At 67.3% G+C, this 18,401-nt stretch carries 18 protein-coding genes and 1 pseudogene; 13 read left to right on the top strand and 6 right to left on the bottom strand.

From position 1 onward, the window contains the following. Window positions 1-57: 57 nt before the first annotated feature. Window positions 58-795, top strand: coding sequence for an SDR family oxidoreductase (locus O7614_RS13950; RefSeq protein WP_278138866.1), 738 nt, complete (start codon window positions 58-60; stop codon window positions 793-795). Window positions 796-1,654: 859 nt separating this feature from the next. Here the strand turns inward: O7614_RS13950 and O7614_RS13945 are convergent. Together O7614_RS13945 and O7614_RS13940 are read right to left on the bottom strand one after the other, a co-directional pair. Further along, on the bottom strand, window positions 1,655-2,488 hold the full coding sequence (locus O7614_RS13945; RefSeq protein WP_278138864.1) for an SDR family NAD(P)-dependent oxidoreductase: 834 nt from the start codon (window positions 2,486-2,488) through the stop codon (window positions 1,655-1,657). Window positions 2,489-2,525: 37 nt separating this feature from the next. Beyond that, window positions 2,526-3,497 carry an aldo/keto reductase gene (locus tag O7614_RS13940; RefSeq protein WP_278138863.1) on the bottom strand — a complete coding sequence of 324 codons (972 nt, stop codon included), beginning with the start codon at window positions 3,495-3,497 and terminating at the stop codon, window positions 2,526-2,528. Between the two features lie 124 nt (window positions 3,498-3,621). Here O7614_RS13940 and O7614_RS13935 point away from each other — a divergent pair, with 124 nt between their 5' ends. The 9 genes from O7614_RS13935 to O7614_RS13895 all read left to right on the top strand — a co-directional run bounded on the left by O7614_RS13935 (window position 3,622) and on the right by O7614_RS13895 (window position 12,951). Beyond that, on the top strand, window positions 3,622-4,281 hold the full coding sequence (locus O7614_RS13935) for a TetR/AcrR family transcriptional regulator (RefSeq protein ID WP_278138862.1): 660 nt from the start codon (window positions 3,622-3,624) through the stop codon (window positions 4,279-4,281). Window positions 4,282-4,920: 639 nt separating this feature from the next. Then, entirely contained in the window at window positions 4,921-5,229 is a 309-nt protein-coding gene (locus O7614_RS13930; protein WP_278138861.1) for a GNAT family N-acetyltransferase, read from the top strand. A 31-nt stretch (window positions 5,230-5,260) separates the two neighbouring features. Then, window positions 5,261-5,542 (top strand): (4Fe-4S)-binding protein, encoded by a 282-nt coding sequence (locus O7614_RS13925; RefSeq protein WP_278138860.1) that lies wholly within the window; start codon window positions 5,261-5,263, stop codon window positions 5,540-5,542. A 385-nt stretch (window positions 5,543-5,927) separates the two neighbouring features. Beyond that, window positions 5,928-6,329 carry a DUF4260 domain-containing protein gene (locus O7614_RS13920; RefSeq protein ID WP_278138859.1) on the top strand — a complete coding sequence of 134 codons (402 nt, stop codon included), beginning with the start codon at window positions 5,928-5,930 and terminating at the stop codon, window positions 6,327-6,329. Between the two features lie 158 nt (window positions 6,330-6,487). After that, the gene (locus O7614_RS13915; RefSeq protein ID WP_347404400.1) at window positions 6,488-7,219 is read left to right on the top strand and encodes an SUMF1/EgtB/PvdO family nonheme iron enzyme; all 732 of its coding nucleotides are present in this window, start codon (window positions 6,488-6,490) and stop codon (window positions 7,217-7,219) included. A gap of 273 nt (window positions 7,220-7,492) precedes the next feature. Further along, window positions 7,493-9,163 carry a hypothetical protein gene (locus tag O7614_RS13910; protein ID WP_278138857.1) on the top strand — a complete coding sequence of 557 codons (1,671 nt, stop codon included), beginning with the start codon at window positions 7,493-7,495 and terminating at the stop codon, window positions 9,161-9,163. Window positions 9,164-9,457: 294 nt separating this feature from the next. Then, the gene (locus O7614_RS13905) at window positions 9,458-10,987 is read left to right on the top strand and encodes a PIN-like domain-containing protein (protein WP_278138856.1); all 1,530 of its coding nucleotides are present in this window, start codon (window positions 9,458-9,460) and stop codon (window positions 10,985-10,987) included. A 108-nt stretch (window positions 10,988-11,095) separates the two neighbouring features. After that, window positions 11,096-11,635 (top strand): RNA 2'-phosphotransferase, encoded by a 540-nt coding sequence (locus O7614_RS13900; protein ID WP_278138855.1) that lies wholly within the window; start codon window positions 11,096-11,098, stop codon window positions 11,633-11,635. Window positions 11,636-12,195: 560 nt separating this feature from the next. Further along, the gene (locus O7614_RS13895; protein ID WP_278138854.1) at window positions 12,196-12,951 is read left to right on the top strand and encodes a metallophosphoesterase; all 756 of its coding nucleotides are present in this window, start codon (window positions 12,196-12,198) and stop codon (window positions 12,949-12,951) included. Window positions 12,952-13,111: 160 nt separating this feature from the next. Here O7614_RS13895 and O7614_RS13890 read toward each other — a convergent pair whose 3' ends face one another. From O7614_RS13890 to O7614_RS13880, 3 genes are all read right to left on the bottom strand, one after another. Further along, window positions 13,112-13,504, bottom strand: a complete 393-nt coding sequence (locus O7614_RS13890) for a VOC family protein (protein WP_278138853.1) — start codon at window positions 13,502-13,504, stop codon at window positions 13,112-13,114. 179 nt (window positions 13,505-13,683) lie between these two features. Then, window positions 13,684-14,232, bottom strand: a complete 549-nt coding sequence (locus O7614_RS13885; RefSeq protein WP_278138852.1) for a hypothetical protein — start codon at window positions 14,230-14,232, stop codon at window positions 13,684-13,686. Between the two features lie 101 nt (window positions 14,233-14,333). Then, entirely contained in the window at window positions 14,334-15,260 is a 927-nt protein-coding gene (locus O7614_RS13880) for a helix-turn-helix transcriptional regulator (RefSeq protein WP_278138851.1), read from the bottom strand. A 131-nt stretch (window positions 15,261-15,391) separates the two neighbouring features. Here O7614_RS13880 and O7614_RS13875 point away from each other — a divergent pair, with 131 nt between their 5' ends. Continuing rightward, window positions 15,392-16,297: an oxidoreductase gene (locus O7614_RS13875; RefSeq protein ID WP_278138850.1), complete on the top strand. Its 906-nt coding sequence runs from the start codon at window positions 15,392-15,394 to the stop codon at window positions 16,295-16,297. Between the two features lie 345 nt (window positions 16,298-16,642). Next, a pseudogene (locus tag O7614_RS13870) lies at window positions 16,643-16,842 on the top strand (hypothetical protein); the annotation flags it as partial. A 97-nt stretch (window positions 16,843-16,939) separates the two neighbouring features. On the opposite strand, the gene O7614_RS13865 reads toward O7614_RS13870, so the two are convergent. After that, window positions 16,940-17,755: an NAD(P)H-binding protein gene (locus tag O7614_RS13865; protein WP_278138849.1), complete on the bottom strand. Its 816-nt coding sequence runs from the start codon at window positions 17,753-17,755 to the stop codon at window positions 16,940-16,942. Between the two features lie 87 nt (window positions 17,756-17,842). On the opposite strand from O7614_RS13865, the gene O7614_RS13860 reads away from it, so the two are divergent. Beyond that, window positions 17,843-18,265 (top strand): helix-turn-helix domain-containing protein, encoded by a 423-nt coding sequence (locus O7614_RS13860; RefSeq protein WP_347404350.1) that lies wholly within the window; start codon window positions 17,843-17,845, stop codon window positions 18,263-18,265. The last annotated feature ends 136 nt before the right edge of the window (window positions 18,266-18,401 follow it).

Raw genomic sequence — 18,401 nt, 5'->3', positions numbered from 1 at the left:
GGCCCCCGTCACCCGGTCACATCCCGGACCGTCAGAAACCACCAGCGAGGAGATCCCGTGAGCACCAAAACCGCCCTCATCACCGGCTCGACGAGCGGAATCGGCCGCGCCACCGCGCTCAAGCTCGCCCGCAACAGCATCCATGTCGTCGTCTCCGGCCGCGACACGCGACGAGGGCAGGAAGTAGTGGAGCAGATCCGCTCCGAAGGAAACGAGGCCCACTTCGTCCGCGCGGACCTGCGTGACGCACAGTCCGCTGTCGAACTCGCGGCCAAAGCCACCGAGGTCGCCGGCGGAACCCTCGACATCCTGGTGAACAACGCGGCGATCGGTGCCGGCGGCCCCACCGCCGGCACCGAGGAGTCGACCTTCGACGCGGTGCTGGCCACCAACCTGAAGGCCCCGTTCTACCTGGTCGCGAACATCGCACCCGCGATGGCCGCGCGCGGCAGTGGAGCGATCGTCAACGTGTCCACGCTGGCCGCCGAAGTCGCGCTCCCCGGTCTGTCGGTCTACGGGGCGAGCAAGGCCGCCCTGGACCTGCTGACCAAGAGCTGGGCAGCCGAGTTCGGCCCCGCCGGTGTACGCGTGAACTCCGTCAGCCCCGGTCCGACCCGTACTCCGGGATCCGAGGCCATGGGAGATTACCTGCAACTGCTCGCAGCGCAGGCCCCGCTGGGCTTCGTCGCCAATCCGGAAGACATCGCCGCAGCCATCGCGTTCCTCGTCAGCGACGAGGCACGGTTCGTCACCGGCACCGTGCTGGACGTGAACGGCGGCCGCACCATCGTGTGAGAACGGGTGAAGCTCAGATGCCTGCCGCGATGGGTTCGTGGCGCCCGAGACCACCATCGAGTGGCGCCCGACCACAACCCCGAAAAGAAGCTCCCCGTGCGCGACACATCCATCATCAACCTCGCCTCACGTGAGGATCCTGTCGCCGGCCTTCGTTGACTCCGGCACGCCGCACATACCGGTGCCGACCAGGGGGGCCGTACGGAGAGCCGGTCGAGCCCCGTCGTGTGCGCCGTCCAGTTTCCAGCCGCTGCGGTGATCGGGGCGTAGTGGAGGCGGCGCGCGAGGCCGGTTTCAGCGCCGACCCGGCGGGACACTCCGCGGAGTGGTCGTACACGGCAGAGGCCAGAGGTGATCATGTCCGCCGACCGGCTGTCCGCCCGTCAGCGGACATGATCACTCTGTCCCGTTGCTGCCGCCAGTAACCTCCCGTACCAGATCGACGCCCTGTTCCGGCCGTACCCCGCCCCGGCCGCCTTGGGCGAGGCCGGCATTGCCGCCGCCACGTCCGCCGAGGACGGTCTTGACCAGGTCGACGTGCAGACCCCTTGGAGACTCGCGCGGAGCGAGTGCTCCTCGGCCCGCCCTACCCGCAGGCAGGGTGATCTGACCCGGACGGGTCGGTCTCGACGTGGCGAGAGGTGGCCCCACTTCGCTGCCGCCATTGCCAAGGCCGCGCCACTCCGCAGTCTCGCCGTGGCACTCTCTGCTCGGCGCGCCAGACGGTAACCGGCAGGCCGCTCAGGTCCAGGCGTGGCTGGCTCTCTGCGTGCCGTGGCGACCCGTCCGACGGTGTCGGGCGCCTCCCGAGGAATGCCCGACACCGTCGTTCAACCAAGCCCGGGGCAGGGTCCCAACCTCAGGCTGGTGAGGTGCCCTGTGCGAGCCGGGCGAGGTGATCCCACTCCTCCCACAGGGCGATTCGGCGCGCGTACTCTGGACGAAGCAATTTCAGGCCATTCGCGCCGAACAGAACTCGCAGCGGTGGATTGGGATCATCAGCGACGGCGAGGATCGCCTGTGCGGCCGCGGCCGGATCACCTGGAGCGATTCCGGTGCCCTCGAAGCCCGCCATCAGCGCCTTGCGGGCATGGTCGTACTCGGACATCTGCGGAGCAGGAGTACCGAGTTCGCTCGGGAACGTCAGTGGTTCGATCAGCGTCACGTGGATGCCGTACTCCGAGACCTCTGCCGCCAGAGCCTGGCTCAGCGCCTCCAGCGCCCACTTCGTTGCGTGGTAGGTCCCCATGACAGGGGTGGCGATGACCCCACCCATGGACGAGATCTGGATGATCCGGCCGCGGCGACGCTCCCTCATGTGCGGCAGAACTGCCTGCGTCGCGTACAGAGCGCCGAAGTAGTTGACCTCCATCTGCACTCGTGCCTGCGCCGCGCTGACCTCCTCGACGGCGCCCATCACCGCCTGCCCCGCGTTGTTGACCAGGATGTCGATACCGCCGAGCCGGTCCTCGGCGGTATCGATCGCCTGATGCACCGCCGTCTCATCCGTGACATCGAGTTCGAGCGGAAGGACCAGGTCGCCATAACTCTCGACGAGAGGGCGCAACGCGTCGGCAGATCGTGCGGTCGCAGCGACACGGTCGCCACGGGAGAGCGCAGCTTCCGCCCACCGGACGCCCAGGCCTCGCGATGCTCCCGTGATGAACCAGGTTTTAGGGGCGTTTGTCGTCATGCCAGTGAACTCCTTATCACTTCACTATCCGTGGGTGTCAGGCTCGGCGCATCGACGGCCAGGCCGGGCGAGTGGTCTCGCTCGCCGCGTCGATCGCGACGAGCAGCTCGGGAGAAAGCGGCGCGCTCTGCACCGCGTCGAGGTTCTGGACGAGGTGTTCGGGTCTGGACGCGCCGAGGATGATGCCGTCGCCATGTACGGCGCCGAGGTGGGAGTGATGCACGAGCCAGCGCAGGGCGGCATCGGTGGGTGAGACGCCCGATGCTTCGCAACCAGCCCTGAACTGATGCATCCCTTGCAGGTACGGCTCGTTCCAATATCGGCGGCGATACTCGATGCCCTGAGGGTGCCCCTGGTCGAATCGGGAGCCGGTGCCCACTGACTCGTCGTCCCCGAATCCGGGTGCGAAGGCACCGCCAGCGAGCGGGTTGTAGGCGTGGAAACGGATTCCCTGTTCGTGCAGCAGCGGCAAGAGTTCGACCTCCGCCGAGCGGGACATGGCGTTGTACAGGCCCTGGTAGACCGTCGGGCGGACCCAGCCTTCGCGCGCCACGATGGCGAGCGTCTCCGCGACATCCTCCGGAGCGATATTGCTCAGTCCGAACTCCGTGACGAGGCCTTCCTCGTGCAGCTCATGGACGGTTCGCAGAGTGTCCTCCCAGCGGGTGTCCCGGCCGCGCAGGTTCAGATAGAGCAGGTCGGCCCGTGCTACGCGGAGTCGCTTGAGGCTGGCGCTCAAGGAGGCGCGAAGCACCTCCGGCTCGTGGCCCCTGGGCGTGGCGACCGGGTCGTACCGTAGGGCGACCTCGAGGTGGTCATGGACGCGCAGATCGCCGAGCATCTGCTCGCACGAGCCGTCGCCGTAGACGTAGCAGGTGTCGATCTCGCGGTAGCCACGGCTATGGAACTGATCGAGCATCCGCCTCGCCGTGGAGACGTCGCGGACGCGCACTCCCCTGCCGTGGTAGCCGAGTGTCATGGTGCCGAAGATGATCCGCTCGACGGGCACAGAAGTCCTCCTCCTCCACCTGGGCCGACATGCCTCACGGAAACGGAGAAGTATCTCCGCTACAGCCACGGTAGCATAGCGGAGAAGCGTCTCCGATTCCTGGGACACGTGATTGGGAGGACGTATGGACGAGAGCACACGCCCAGCCCAGCCGCCCGATGGACGGGTGCGACGCAAGGACGCGGAGCGGAACCGCTCTGCGCTCATCGCCGCCGGAAGCGAGCTGTTCGACGCGGCAGGGCTGATGCCGACGCTCGACGACGTCGCACGACGAGCCGGAGTCGGTGTTGGCACCGCCTATCGCCACTTCCCCAACAAGTACGCTCTCGCGCAAGCAGTCTTCGCCGAGACGGTCGAGACAATGCTCAAGGCAGCAGAACGCGCGGCAACGATGGCGGACGCGGCCGACGGACTTGCGGCCTTCTTCGAAGCGGTGCTCGAACCGCAGGCGAACAAACGGGCCCTCGGGAAGCTTCTGAGAGGCGCGCCGACTGAAGACTCTGGAGCCGACGACGTCCGGGCCCGTGTCGAGCGCTGCATCGACCACCTGTTGCAGCGCGGTCGCGAGCAGCAGGCGATCCGGGCCGACGTCACAACCACCGACATCGGAGTCCTGATGTCCCTGATGGCGCACCTCATCGAGACCTTCGGCGAGGCGAACCCACGGCTCTGGCGGCGACTTCTCCCGATTCTCCTTGATGGCCTACGGGCGGACGCGCCGACGTCGCTTCCCGAGCAACCATTGAGCACATCTGCGTTCCTCAGCCGACTCGCCGCGGGCTAATACTCCAACGTCACTTGGCCTGTCTCCGTTGGATCGGCCTGGGGATGTTCGTCGTGCTGTTCAAGAGACGCTGGCGCATCGAGCACCCCCGCCGTTGATCGCGCGGGCTGCGCCCGCAAACACGCACTGCCGGAGGCCTGAGCCCGGGCGTTATGCCGGAAATCGGCGTCCGGTGCCCCTCGATGACGACCAGGATCGAGGTCCTTCCGGCACCGCTCTTGCCGAACGGCACGTGGTGCTCGCCTCGCCGTACCTGGAAAGAGAGATCCTCCACTGAATGAGCGCCGCTGCAGATGACGTTGAGCCGTTCGACGTCGGCGACTGTTTGGTGGCCAGGACTCCCTTGAAGTGCGGGAGCAGCCGATCCGGTAGTGGCACCGTGTCATCACCGCATGTGACGCGGTGTCACTGGTCGCGGCCGGTTGCTGACGCACACTGGGTGGTGACCGCGGAACCGCCGCGTTTGACCGAGACGACGCGGAGACGGCTGCGCCCGGGCAACTTGGCGACGCCCAGCGCCGCGTTGTCCACCAAGTCCTGATAACGGGTCGGCCCAGGAGGCCGGGGGCGTTAAGTGATGCATCAACTAGACCGAACCACCGTGGCTTGAGATCCACGCTAAAGACATATGGAGGACACATGGCAGTAAGAGTGAGTGATGTCCCCGAGGCCAAGCGATACGAGGCCCGCGTCGACGGAGAGTCCAAGGTCGCGGGCGTCGCGCAGTACATCCGTACCACGGAACTCGTCGCGTTCGTACACACCGAGGTCTCGCCGGAGTACGAGGGAAGGGGAGTCGGGGCAGCACTGGCCCGAACCGCCCTCGACGATGCGCGCGCCGCGAACCTGCTGGTCTTGGCGACCTGCCCATTTATCGCGGGGTGGATCGCCAGGCACCCCGAGTATCAGAACCTGGTGTACCAGGCCTACAGCAGGGTCAGTGACTGAACGGCCGAGCACAGCGACGACGGAGGCCGCGATGAGCAACGGAACCATGAAGAAGGCGTACGAGGGCCAGAAAATCACTGTCACGTTCGAAGCGAGGCGTTGCGTACACGCCGCCGAGTGCGTCCGCGGCCTGCCGGAGGTCTTCGACACGGCCCAGCGCCCGTGGATTCGGCCCGACGGTGCCGAGGCCGAGCGCCTGGCCGAAGTGGTACGGCGCTGCCCATCGGGGGCGCTGCAGTACGAACTCGTGGACGGCGGGGCCGAGACCCAGACCGGCCCACGCAGATCACGCGCAACTCCGTCGGACAGTTAGTCGTGCACGGAGAGCTGAGCCTGCACACGCCGAAAGGCCCACGCACCGACACCAGGGCCGTCCTGTGTGCTTGCTGGCAGAGCCGTCTTCAGCCGTACTGCGGCCACGCGGGTCAGCCCTGCGGTCAGACACCGCAGGGCTGACCCACTACCCCGACTGGCTTCGCAGCCGCCGTCCCGTGCGCTCGTCACATCGGCACCGGCCGTCACCCACCACCCCATCTGGCCGACCCGCCTGGTTCGCGGGGCGGCTCGTCGCCTTCGACGAAGCTGGTGTCCGCTAACCGAGCACGAGGGTCGCCACCGCCGGTCTATCCTCTTCCCGAGGTCAGGCCAGCAACGGGACGACAACCCACCCGTGTCCCTGACCGACATCGAGGTGTGAGATGCCGTATCTGAGTCCGGTCGCAGTGCAGCGCGTCGAAGGCCTCGTCGTCGCGGCTCTCGCCGTCGTCGTGACCGTCACCGCCGGGTACCCGTGGTGGTCGCTGCTTGCCCTCTTCCTCGTCTTCGACCTGTCCATGCTCGGCTACCTGCGCGGGCCACGCGTCGGCGCCTTCTGCTACAACCTGGCGCACTCCTACACGCTGCCGGCTGCGCTGGGCGCGGTTGCCGTGGCCGCGGCCGGATTCGGCGACCGGATCGCTTGGCTCGGAGTTCTGGCCCTTGCCTGGGTGTTCCACATCGCCGTCGATCGCGGCCTCGGTTACGGCCTCAAGACGACCGAAGGATTCGAGCACACCCACCTCGGCTTGATCGGCAAGGCCCGAAGGCCTGACCCGCATTGACGGACATCCAGGATCAGGAGCCTGATGGGTTCCGGGAGGATATTGTCACCCCCGCGTAATACCTCAGCCGGCGTTGACAGATGTCCAGCATCACGGGACGCGCCCCAACTGCCGATGCGAACAACGGTGCGCGCTGGCCCACTCGGCAGCCGACGCAGGTGCCCGGCATAGGCACGCCGAGGGTCGGGAGTACCGTGTTTCGCGAGGTTCCGGGCGGTGCGTTCCGGATGGGGCTGTCCGAAGCGGAGCTCGACGCCGTACGCGCCATCGAGCGCAGCGGCGGGGTCGAGGACACCATCGACCCGTTCCTTACCGGCGCCACGGACGCACAACCGGTACGCGAGGTGCACGTCGAGTCGTTCCTGCTCGCCCGACACCCGCTGACCGTGGCGCAGGTCCAATACTGGCTGCCCGAGTACGAAGACGACTACGCCGAGGCGGACACCGGCACAGCCCGGCTCGAAGGCGACCTGGAGGACCTGCTCAAGCTGTTGCCGTTCGACCTGCCCAGCGAGGCGCAATGGGAATACGCAGCCCGGGCCGGCACCACTACGCTGACCTTCCACGGCGACGGGAAACCCGACGAGGACCAGCTTCTCGACGACTTCGGCGACGAGACACGGACGGCCGCCGGCGAGAACGCGTTCGGGCTGGCGGCGATGGGTTCGGCGAACGAGCTCTGCGCCGACGTATGGATTCCCGGGTTCGACGGCGCACCGTCGAACGCGCGACCGCGGACCGGAGACGGACCCCGGACCGTACGCGGCGGAGCCGCCGACTTGTATCCATGGCAGGGCTGCGACGAGTGGCTGCTACTGCTCTCCGCCACCCGATACGAACACGCCGACTTCACAGCCGTACGCCCGGCCGCACCATTGCCACCCCACTAAGTCCCGGCTACCTGAAAGGCATTGATCGAGGTCTTGACTCTGTGCGCCGCCCTGCTCATGATTTACTGCGGCGGTTCAACAGTGAGGGTCAATGTGATGACGCAGGTAGAGCCACCAGCAGGAGGCCCCACATCAGCCGCCACTCGCAGCGAGCCTGGAAAATATGGCCGACTCGCGCGTGCCAGTTCAGGCACGAGGGATTGGCTGACACGTGGGGCCCATCGGCGGGAACTGAGCATCGCGGTCCTCGGTTCGGTGCTCCTCGCTGTCGCGATGATCTGGCTGATTCCGCCGTACGCGGTTCGCGTGATGACTGCCGGCGCCAAGACTGCGCCGATCGCCGACCCGGCCCACACCATCGTCGGTGACGCGGGTGACCCGACGGCCCAAGCATGGCTGGTGGGATGGGGTGGCCACGCTCTCACCCACGGTCTGCGTGGCCTGTGGAATACCAACGCGTTCTATCCCGACAATTACGGCCTGGCCCTGAACGACAGCCTGCTCGGTTATGCCCCGGCAGGGCTGATCGGCAACGGTGTAGTCGCCGCCGTGCTGCGCTACAACATCCTGTTCGTGCTGGCTTTCGCGCTCGCCTTCCTCGGCGGCTACGCGCTCCTGCGCCAACTTGGCGCGAACAAGGTCGCCGCCGCGGTGGCCGGGGCCGCCCTCGCCTACGCGCCCTGGCGCTACGGCCACGCCGGCCATTTGAATATTCTCTCCACCGGCGGCATCACTCTGGCCCTGGCGATGCTGGCGCGCGGCCACGGACTCTCGTTCACCCGCGGCTACCGTCCCGAACGAGTCCGGCCGGGATGGGCGTTCGCTGGCTGGCTCGTCGCGGCCTGGCAGGTCAGCCTCGGCTTCGGCGTGGGGCTGGGATTCGTATACATCCTCGCCGCCCTCTGCCTGATCACACTGACAGCCTGGCTGATCCACCGCCCACGCCTCAACCTCCGGCTGATCATCAGTGATCTGATCGGCGGGCTGGTCTTCACCGCGGTGACCGGATACTTCGCGTACGCGTACCAACAAGTCCGCGAGCTCAATCCACATGTCACCCGGGACTGGGACTACGTCGCCTACTTCTCCCCGACACTGCGCGGACTTCTCGTGGCGCCGCAGTCCTCCCTGCCCTGGGGCACCCTGCACAACGACGCCCGCATCGCTCTTGGTGGCGCACCGACTGAGAAAGTGCTGCTGTGCGGGTACGCACTGTATCTACTGGCCTTCGCCGGCCTCTTCCTGTCCCGCTGGTCACCGACGCAACGGCTCCTGCTGCTGCTTGGGACGGTCGTCGGAGTGCTGTTCGCGCTAGGCACGAACGGGCCGATCTACCGCCTGCTCTATCTCTACGTACCCGGGTTCGATGGATCCCGTACACCAGGCCGGTTGATCTTGTGGCCCACTCTCTGCCTGGCCATCCTCGCGGCCGGCCTGGTTACCCACCTGGCCGAGGTGGCTCGCAAGGGCGCCAAGCCGAAATGGTCGGTGGGAGCGGCACGTCTACTGACCGTTCCGTTGCTGGTCCTCGTGCTAGCTGAGGGCCTGCCTGACCTGGACCACCCCCAAACCCCAGCCAAACCGGCCGCGATGGCGCTAGCCTCCGCGCACGCTCCGATCATGGTTTTGCCGTCCGACGACGGCATCGATCTCCACGTCCTACTTTGGTCGACCGACGGTTTTCCCGCCATGGTCAACGGTGCGGCCAGCTACACCACACCCAACCGTCAGGCGATCCGCGATGTCATGACGACCTTCCCCAGCCAGCCGGCCTTGGATCGGTTGCACCAGCTCGGCATCCGCAGCGTCGTCCTGCTGCGCAACCGGGTCCAAGGCACCCCATACGAACCACTGCTCAACATCCCCGACGTACCCGGCATCACGCGCCACGACGTCGGGTCAGACGTGGTTTACACCATCGACACCAACACCAAGAACCCCTAGCGAAACGATGTTGGGCGAGTCCTCGGGACACGAGGATCGTTCTGTCGGAACGTGAGGAGGGTGAGCCACCGCCGTGGATCGTCTCGGACGAACTCTGGGCCGAGATCGAACCACTGTTGCCACCCCGACCACCACGGGTTGGGGGTGGTCGGGGCCAACGGTCGGCCCTGCCCACGCTTCGCCAGATCTCCATAGTTCCCAGGACCCGTGGAGATTCGCTAATCTCAATGACCTCGGCACGCTGCGAGATTGGTCAGCCCCGGAGGGCCCTGGCGGAAGGCAATGATGGCCGGCTTGTTCGACGGTTTCGAGGGCTACCGGGTAGTGACCACTGCGGAGAAGCGCCAAGCGCTCACCGCAGCCCTGGTTGCAGTCGACGCCAACGTGCTTCTCAACCTGTACCGCTACAACCCGCGGACGACGAACGACCTACTGGCGGTTCTCGACAAGCTCGGCGATCGACTCGTCGTACCCCATCAGGCAATTCTAGAGTTTCACCGCAACCGCCTCAAAGCGATCGGCAACCCGGAACAAGCAAACAACGATGCACGTACCGCGCTCGACAAGAGTCAGCAGGCAGCCTTGCGCGCCCTCGATAGCTGGTCCAAGCAGGTCGCACTGGATGAACCCCGGCTGCAGCACCTACACGCCGACGTGGGACAGATCTTCGACAAGCTGCGGAGCGCCGTCGACGGCGCCGCGCCAGATCGCGTTCACCCATCCACACCTACCGACGAGGACCCCGTCCTGCGCAGACTGACAGAGCTTCTCGACGGTAAGGTGCTTCCGCGCCCCGACGACGGCCGCTGGTCTGCCCTCATCGACGAGGGGAAGCAGCGGGTAGCCGACGTGGTGCCGCCCGGTTACCTGGATGCGGAGAAAAGCGATCAGAATCCGGAGGGCGCCGCGGGTGACTTCCTCGTATACATCCAGGCATGCGAAGAGGCCAAGACCCGCCAACTAGACCTGGTTATCGTCACCAACGACGAGAAGGAAGACTGGTGGTGGAGACGGGGCGGAGACTTGATCGGACCGCGCCAGGAGATGACGAGAGAGTTCTTTGACCTCACGGGACACAGGCTGTTTCTGATGCGTCCCAGTGATTTACTCGACCACTCGGACGCCCTCAATGTGCAGGTGAACCCGAACTCCGCAAAAGACGCCGGCACCAGCCGCTCTGACATCGATGACGTCATAGATGCGGGTGCGGACGACGTGGGCGTCGGAGAGTGGACCGCCGAGACCGTGGACGACCTGCTGGATCGGCTTCGCGTTGAGAGCCGACGAGATCTGGCCGAGGTTATCCTTGAGGCCGCTCGCCAGGGTGGCACCATCAGCCGCGATGCCGTCTATGCGATATGCGGCTACAGCAATGACCGACTGTTGGTTGGCTTCACCCGGCCAACCGCCCGCATCACCGCCAGCCTGCAAGCCGAACAGCGTCTGCCTGAAGCGGTAACCCCCATGCTGACGGCGCTGTACCGCGGTCCCGGACGGCTTTACGCGGTACGGATCCCTCCAGAGGTCACGGAGATCCTTGGCCCGAGATTGCCACGATCAGACACGGGAGTGGAGTTCGAGCCAGCCGGCAAGTACAGGCCGCTCACCGACTACCTCAGCGCGATCAGGGCCGACTCGACCTCGATGACCTTCGCTGAAATCGAAGATATCCTCGGAGACGCCTTGGCACCCTCTGCCAGAAAGCACCTCCCCTACTGGTACTCATCGCAGAACTCTCTCGGCAAGGCGATCGCTGCGGCCGGCTTCAGGCCGCGCGGCGTACGCATTGATGCTGAGACGGCAGATTTTCGCCGACAGGGCTAAGTCCTGCGGGAGTCTGTCTGTACAGTCCCCTGGCCCTCTTCACACCCAGGCCTGACCTGCTCAGCAGGTGGAAGCCGTCGAGCGACGAGGATCGACCACAATGCCACCGTGGAACGCGAGCACCTGGTGAAGTTGAGCAAACGGATGTCGAAGGCACTCCGGCACGATCCCGACAGCGCCGGCCTGGTGCTCGACCCGGCCGGCTGGACTCCCGTCGACGCTGTGCTCGCCGCCCTACGGATCGAGCGGGCCGAGCTGGACGCGGTCGTCGCCGGCAACGACAAGCAGCGGTTCGCTGTCGAGCCCGGCACCGACGGGGTGCTGCGGATCCGGGCCAACCAGGGCCACTCGGTCCCGGTGGACCTCGGGCTGCCCCCGGTGACCCCACCGGAGCGGCTCTATCACGGCACCGGCGCCAGTGCGCTGGAGTCGATCCGGGCCACCGGTTTGCACCGCGGCGGACGGCACCACGTCCATCTCTCCGCCGACACCGAGACCGCCCGCCGGGTCGGCGCCCGACGGGCCGGTCGCATCGTGATCCTCACCATCGACGCGGCGACGATGGCCGCCGACGGGCACGTGTTCCACCGCAGCGCCAACGGCGTCTGGCTCACCGACGCGGTCCCCGCCAGGTATCTGCTCGACTGAGCCCCGGCCTGTCCCGGGCCGCTGATCCGGCGGAGTGCGTACGGCCCCGAACGGGATGCGGCACGAGACATCCGGCGCGGCGCCCCTGGGCCGGGAGCAGGAGACGGCGGCCAACACGACCGCTCTGCGAAGGCCCGCTTCACCCCGTCGAGGTTCCCGCCGCCGGTCTGCACCGTGCGGACACGAAGAGCTGCGGCCTGAAAGAGCTGAGCAGGTGCGCGGCGAGGGTCAGGGCCTCAACCAGGTGACCGCAACTAGGGCCTGCTCGGACTTGAGGAGATGCACGTGCGCGAAAGGGTTCCCGTACCCGGGCTTGGACGCACTAGCCTCAAAGGCCGGCCTGCCCAACGTGCGGCGCCGGGTACCGCACGTCACCGACCCAGGGATGGCAGCACCGTTCGAGCCGGGCCAGGCTCCGGGGAGCCCGCTCATCGTGAGCGGGCTCCCGAAGCGGCTCAACCGAGGCCCATCAGTCAGCTGCAGAGCCGCGGATCGCGGCAGATGTGCGCGTTCTGATAGGTGCCTCGATGGTGGCTAGCATCGGCCCTACGGAGGTCGACATGGCGAAGATCGTGATCATTGGTGACGTCGGCGGATGTGCCGATCAGCTGTCCCAGGCCGTGGCACCTGTGCTGACGGATCCAGATGCCGTGGTGATTCAGGTCGGCGACCTGATCGATCGCGGGCCGGACAGCGCCGGCGTGCTCGCCTTCGTTCGGCAGCGACTGGCGGACTCGCGGCGATGGATCCAGCTCATCGGCAATCACGAATCGCAGTACCTGGGTGCCGAGAGGTTCTGGCCACAGCAACTGTCCGACGAAGACGCCGCGCTCCTGAGAAGCTGGTGGTTGCGGGAGTATCTGCGAGTCGCGGCTGCGGTACGCACCGCCGAGGGAGAGGAGTTCCTGATCACCCACGCAGGTCTCGCTCTCGATGCTTGGCGGCAACTGGGTGAACCGGTCACCGCTGCCACCACCGCGGATCTGCTCAATACCCGCCCCGAGGACATCCTGTGGCACGAACGCGGACCGCTGTGGGCCGAGGCAGGCCCTCACCTGTACGACTCCTGGTTACACGCCGCGGAACCCCCGCCGTTCGGCCAAGTGCACGGACACTCGACAATCGCCGATTTTCGCCGCCGAGCGTGGCGGTGCGCCGAACAAATCCGCCAGCGAGCGACAGTGGACTGGGACTCCCGCCACACGTTCACCCGCGTCAGCGCAAGTCGCTTCATTGGCGTCGATCCGCAACACGGACGCGACGGCGCGCAACAGTGGTCACCGTTGATACTTCATGACGCCACCCTGCTCGCGTGACCTACCGGCGACAGATGTCACCTCTCACGAGCGTCCCCGACAGCCGTTCGTCGGCTCGTTCGGACCGCGCACACCGGCCGACACCACCTTTCGGTGGCGAGCGCTTCGCGGCAGATCAGGACGTCTGAACTGGGCGCCTCGACTGGCAACTACGGCGGCGTCATGCGGATCCGAGGAGGTCCCACCGGTTGCCGGCGATGTCGAGGAAGACCGCCACGCGGCCATAGGGCTCTGCCCGTGGCTCCCGGACGAAGGTGACACCGGCCTCGGCCATCCGTCGGTAAGCGGCGTCGAAGTCGTCGACTCGGAGGAAGAACCCGACCCGGCCGGCTACCTGGTTACCGGTTGCGGCACCTTGGCGTTCTCCGTCGGCGCGAGCGAGGAGAATCCCGGTCTGGGCACCCGGCGGCCGGACGACGACCCACCGCTTGGGCCGCCCGTCAGTGGTCAGCGATGGGGAATCCTCGACGAGACCGAAGCCGAGTACGTCAGTGAAGAACGCGATCGCGGGGTCGTACTCGTCAACGATCAGGGCAACCAAGTCGATCTGCACCACGGCAGCGTACGCAGGGTCCGTCTTGCTCGCCGCCCGCGCCGAGAGCGGCAGAAGCGTGTATGTGACCTTGGTGTGCTACGCCGTGCTGCTCGCTCTGCCATCAGGCAGGAGACCGCCGCAACGAAGAGTCGATCCCGACGGGCTCTCCAGGGCGAGAGCCGACGCGTACCGCTCGCTCAGGCGTCCTGCTGTGTGCGGATGTCCAACTTTCCCGCCAGCCAGTCCGACTGGGGCACGGCCGATCCCCGGATGCCGAGACTCGCCCGGGCCGCCTGGTAGAAGCGATCGCGTGTCTCGTTTGCATGGCCGAGCCCAGCAGCCAGCTCGAACCCCGCGGAAGTCATGCCGCGGGCGTAACGGGCGATGTCCGTCACTGCGGCGCGCCACTCGCGGGCCGCAGTGACCGATGCGGCGTCGCCCAGGAGGAGGACACTCTCCCATGTCTTTGTGCGCCGGATATCGGCCTCTTCCATCCTGGCCACGGCGTGTTCACGATCGACACCGTGACGAAGCGCGTTCAGGTTGGCCAGCCGGAGCGCGTACGTGTGCACTTCCTTGACTGCGTTGGCGAACTCGACGTACGCCTGAAGCCGGCGCTCGTCCCACCGCGCCGCCTGCTGGCGCTGCCACCGCGAGCGGTCCGCGATCAAGGTGGCGAGGATGGTCCCGCCTGTTCCGACGAGGACGCCGAGCAAAGCCGGCAGTTGGTCCATCAACGCGCTCATGCCTTGATGGTGCACGGGCGCCACAACCGGTATGCGTCTGCCCGGCAAGGCGCCCGACCGTCGGCGTGACCGCGCGACCAGCGGCATGAGCGTGCGTCCGATCATGAAGTCGCGCTAGAGGTGGGGTCGGCGGCGATCCCGACCGTCCAGGAGGGGTGCTTGTTGGTGAGCGCTGCGCGGGTCGCGTGCAACGATGCCAGGAGCTGCAGCCGGTCAACGTCGGGGCTGCCCGGCTCGGCGGTGAAGACGAGCATGACGGAGCCGGGGTTTCCCGGTAGGGGGTAGGTGTCCCAGGCCAGGACGATGTCGCCTACTCCGGGAATGCGGAAGGTCTTGGTGCCGCTGACCGAGTCGCGTACGTCGTGCTGGGCCCACAGCCGCCGGAACTGGGCGCTGCGGATGCTCAGCTCGCCAACGATCGCGGTGGCCCGCGGGTGGGTGGGGTCGGTGGCGACGGCGGCGCGCATCATGCCGATGTAGTCCAGAGCCTGCCGCTCCCAGTCCGGACAGCCACGCTCTCCGGTCAGCGTGTCGTCGAACAGCAACATGAGCATGTTGAGCCGGCCGGCAGGGTAGGCGTCCGGGTCGCCGAGCAGCGCCTGCGCCATCGGGTTCCAGTCGAGCAGATCGAGATGCCGGCCGAGTACGACCGCAGGGGTGTCCATCACCCGCAGCAGGCGCCGTGTGCCCTCCGGCACCCGCTCCGGATCGCGGCTCACCCGGGCGGGCATCGACCGGCGGGCGGCGTGGGCCAGGGTGAACAGGTGCCGGCGTTCCTTGTCGTCGAGGCCGAGCGCACCGGCAAGCGCGTCCAGGACGTCGTCGGACGGGCGTACCTCCCGGCCCTGTTCGATCCGCTGGTAGTAGTCAGTGCTCAGCCCGGCCAGCAGGGCCAGTTCCTCGCGCCGTAGCCCGGTGACCTTGCGCCGGCCGCCCGGCTCCAGGCCGACGTCGTGCGGACGCAGCCGACTACGCCGAGCGCGAAGGAAGTCGCCGAGCTCGCGAGCGTACGGATGAACGCTGTTCATGCCGCAAGTGTGCAGCGGCCCGGACCGCCGAAGGTAGGTCCCTCAGACCTAGGCAACCGAGAACGACCGAACCGGCCCAAAAGGCTCCTAACGTCAGTGGGGCAGCGCCCCGACACCCCTAGGAGCAGCAGATGACCGGATGGACCACCGACCAGATCCCCGACCAGCAGGGGCGGATTGCCATCGTGACCGGCGCGAACTCGGGCCTCGGCCTGGTCACCGCCACCGAACTGGCCCGCCACGGCGCCCACGTCGTGCTCGCCGTTCGCCGCACTCCCGCTGGTGAGGAGGCCGCCCGCCGGATCGGTGGCGACGTCGAGGTACGCGAGCTGGACCTGGCCTCCCTCGCGTCCGTGCGGGCCTTCGCGGCGAAGCTGGCTGTCGATTACCCGGCGATCGACCTGTTGGTCAACAACGCCGGCGCGGTGCTGCTCGGCCCACGTCGCACCTCTGCCGACGGATTCGAGCTGCACCTCGCCACCAACATGCTGGGTCACTTCGTACTGACCGGCCTGCTGCTCGGCAACCTGGCCGCGGCGCGGGAAGCCCGCGTGGTCAGTCTCAGCTCGATCACCCACAAGAACGCGCACCTGGACTTCGACGACCTGATGTTCGAACACGACTATCGGGCAGCCACCGCCTACGGCCGGTCCAAGCTCGCCACCACGATCTTCGGCATCGAACTGGACCGCCGCCTGCGCGCCGCCGGAACGCCGATCGTCAGCGCCCTGGCCCACCCCGGTCTGACCCGCACCAACCTGACTCCGCGTGCCTGGGAACACCGTGGCCGATTCGGACGACTGATCGCGTCGGCCGGCCTGCTGGCAACACAGCCGGTGGCGCAGGGCGCGCTGCCGCAATTACGCGCTGCGACCGAGCCCGCTGTGCGGGGTGGCCAGTTCTTCGGCCCGTCCGGACTCTGGGAGACGCGAGGCAGAGTCACCGAGGCCCGGCTCAGCCAGGAGGCCGTCGACCCGGCTGTCGGCACGCGGCTGTGGGCGGCAGCCGCGGACCTGACTGGCGTCAACTACCTCTGACCGACGACGGTCACCGGCTGGCCGGCAGCAATCCGCAGCGTCGCGACCAGCCGCCGCACCTGCCTTCGCGCGGCTGCCAGCCACGATCGCGCGTCCGCCCATTGGCCATGAGCGGAAACTGCCCTACCGCCTCTGCGGGGACGCCAACGCTGACGCCTTCGGGTCCGCCGAAGAAATCTCCAGCCTGAAGTGCCCGCTCAGGACGCCGCCCGTGGGATCGGTCTCCCAGATGACGGAACTGCGGCGGAGTCCACCCCGCTTTCCACAACGCTCTACATCGATCCACAGAAACCTGTGGGCCCGGCGTTAGACGACACGAGACGCCGCGTGCCCCCGGTGGGGTCGCCCGCGCCTTCTCGCGGGTCACTGTGCAAGGCGGCGTGGCGAGCCGGGCGGGACCTGCGGCTGCAGCAGCATCAGTGCGTGCTGGTACGGGACATCGAGCACCTCGTGTCCGGCTCCCGCACCCCGCCGGCGCCGTACGGGCATCCAGATCTCCTGGTCCCCGCGCCGTGGCCCTTGGGATCCTCGACCCCGAGGACGAACTGTGGCCCGAGGTTGCAACGTCGGCCAGAGCCGTCTCCGCGCGCCGGCCGCCCGTTCTCAGTGGCGGCGCAAGGTGCATTGCCGTGAGTGTCTGTGTCAGTGCGTGCCTGGGCGCATGGCGGCCGCGGCATCCGCAGCGACGGTGAGTGGATCTATGAGCGGTCGATCCAGCAGGCGCACGAGGTCGGGGCTGGTGTTGTTGAGCAACCCGTGGCGGACACTGGTGGCGATTGAGACGAGCATCGGCGGCTGAAATGGCAACAGGTTGGCGTCGCCGAGTAGGCGGTTACGGTACTCACCCAGCCCGATCGTGCGATGGGAGGCGCCGAGACGGTCGGCGATGTCGCCAGCGGTAATCGGGGTCCCGACCAGGTCGTAGACCTTGCCGAGATGCGCGGTGGGCTCGCTTGCCACGGCCGCTGCGGCAGCTGCCAGGTCGGCCCGCGCTACCGCAGACAGTGCGCCGGTCCCGAACGCTGATTCCAGGCCGTCAGGAGTCCAGGCGAGCAATGCACCGAAGAGCTCGGCGTAGAGCCCGTTGCGAAGGATGGTCCACGCGAGCCCGCTGGACTTGATCATCTGCTCGGTGACCCGATGGGCGAGTGCGAACCCGAGGTGGTCCCCCGCGCCGGTCAGGCTGGTGTAGATCACGTGGGCCACGCCGTCGCGAGCCGCAGCGTCGAGAAGAGTCCGGTGACGCGCGATGACCTGGTCGTCCTCGGCATACCCGGCCGAGACGAGGACCAGGGTCGAAACGCCGGTGAGGTCGAGGGTTGCGGGATCGTCGAAGTCAAGGTGGCGCTGCGCGCCGGCGGGAGTGGAACTGCCTGCCAGGGCGGGCACCTCTCGCTCGCCGAGCGCTGCGAGTGTGCGGGATGCGAGCTGTCCGTTGGCGCCGGTCACCATGATCATTACTGTTCGGTCTCCCACCGTGGTTCTCTTCAGTAACTACGGTGAGATCCTGAACCCGCGCCCGGCGGCTCACAAGGAGGCAGTCTCGTGTCACTAACGCACACCGAAGTAACCGCGGGAGCCGCCGAGCTCGAACCATGCGGACAGCCGGATCACCCAGATTGCGGCATCCGAGACGTTCTTGACCGGGTGGGCGACAAGTGGTCGGTTCTCGTGATCGTCGAACTCGCCAACGGACCGCGACGCTTCCGCCAACTCCAGCGCGCCATCGACGGAATCTCCCAGCGCATGCTGACCCTCACGGTGCGCCGCCTGGAACGAGACGGCCTCGTCCTTCGGACCGCGTACCCGACCGTGCCCACCCAGGTCGACTACCGCCTCAGCGAAACCGGCGCGAGCCTCACCCACCTCGTCAAAGCACTCGCCGACTGGTCACTGGCACACCGCACAGCCATCTCCCAGGCCCGCCAGGCCTACGACAGCGACCACCCCCACAACGAGATCCGGTGACGCGCAGCGCGCCTTGAAACGTCCTGACCCGCAACAACTCGTCGACCTGCCCGCCGTGGTCACGTTCCGGGGGCGGGCACCGCTCGGCCGTCTCCCCCGCTCCTGCGGTCAGCCATCGCCTGAGCCCTGGATCTTC

The sequence above is a fragment of the Micromonospora sp. WMMD961 genome (genome assembly GCF_029626145.1).
Classification (GTDB): domain Bacteria; phylum Actinomycetota; class Actinomycetes; order Mycobacteriales; family Micromonosporaceae; genus Micromonospora.
This window is presented reverse-complemented; position numbering and strand designations above follow the sequence as displayed.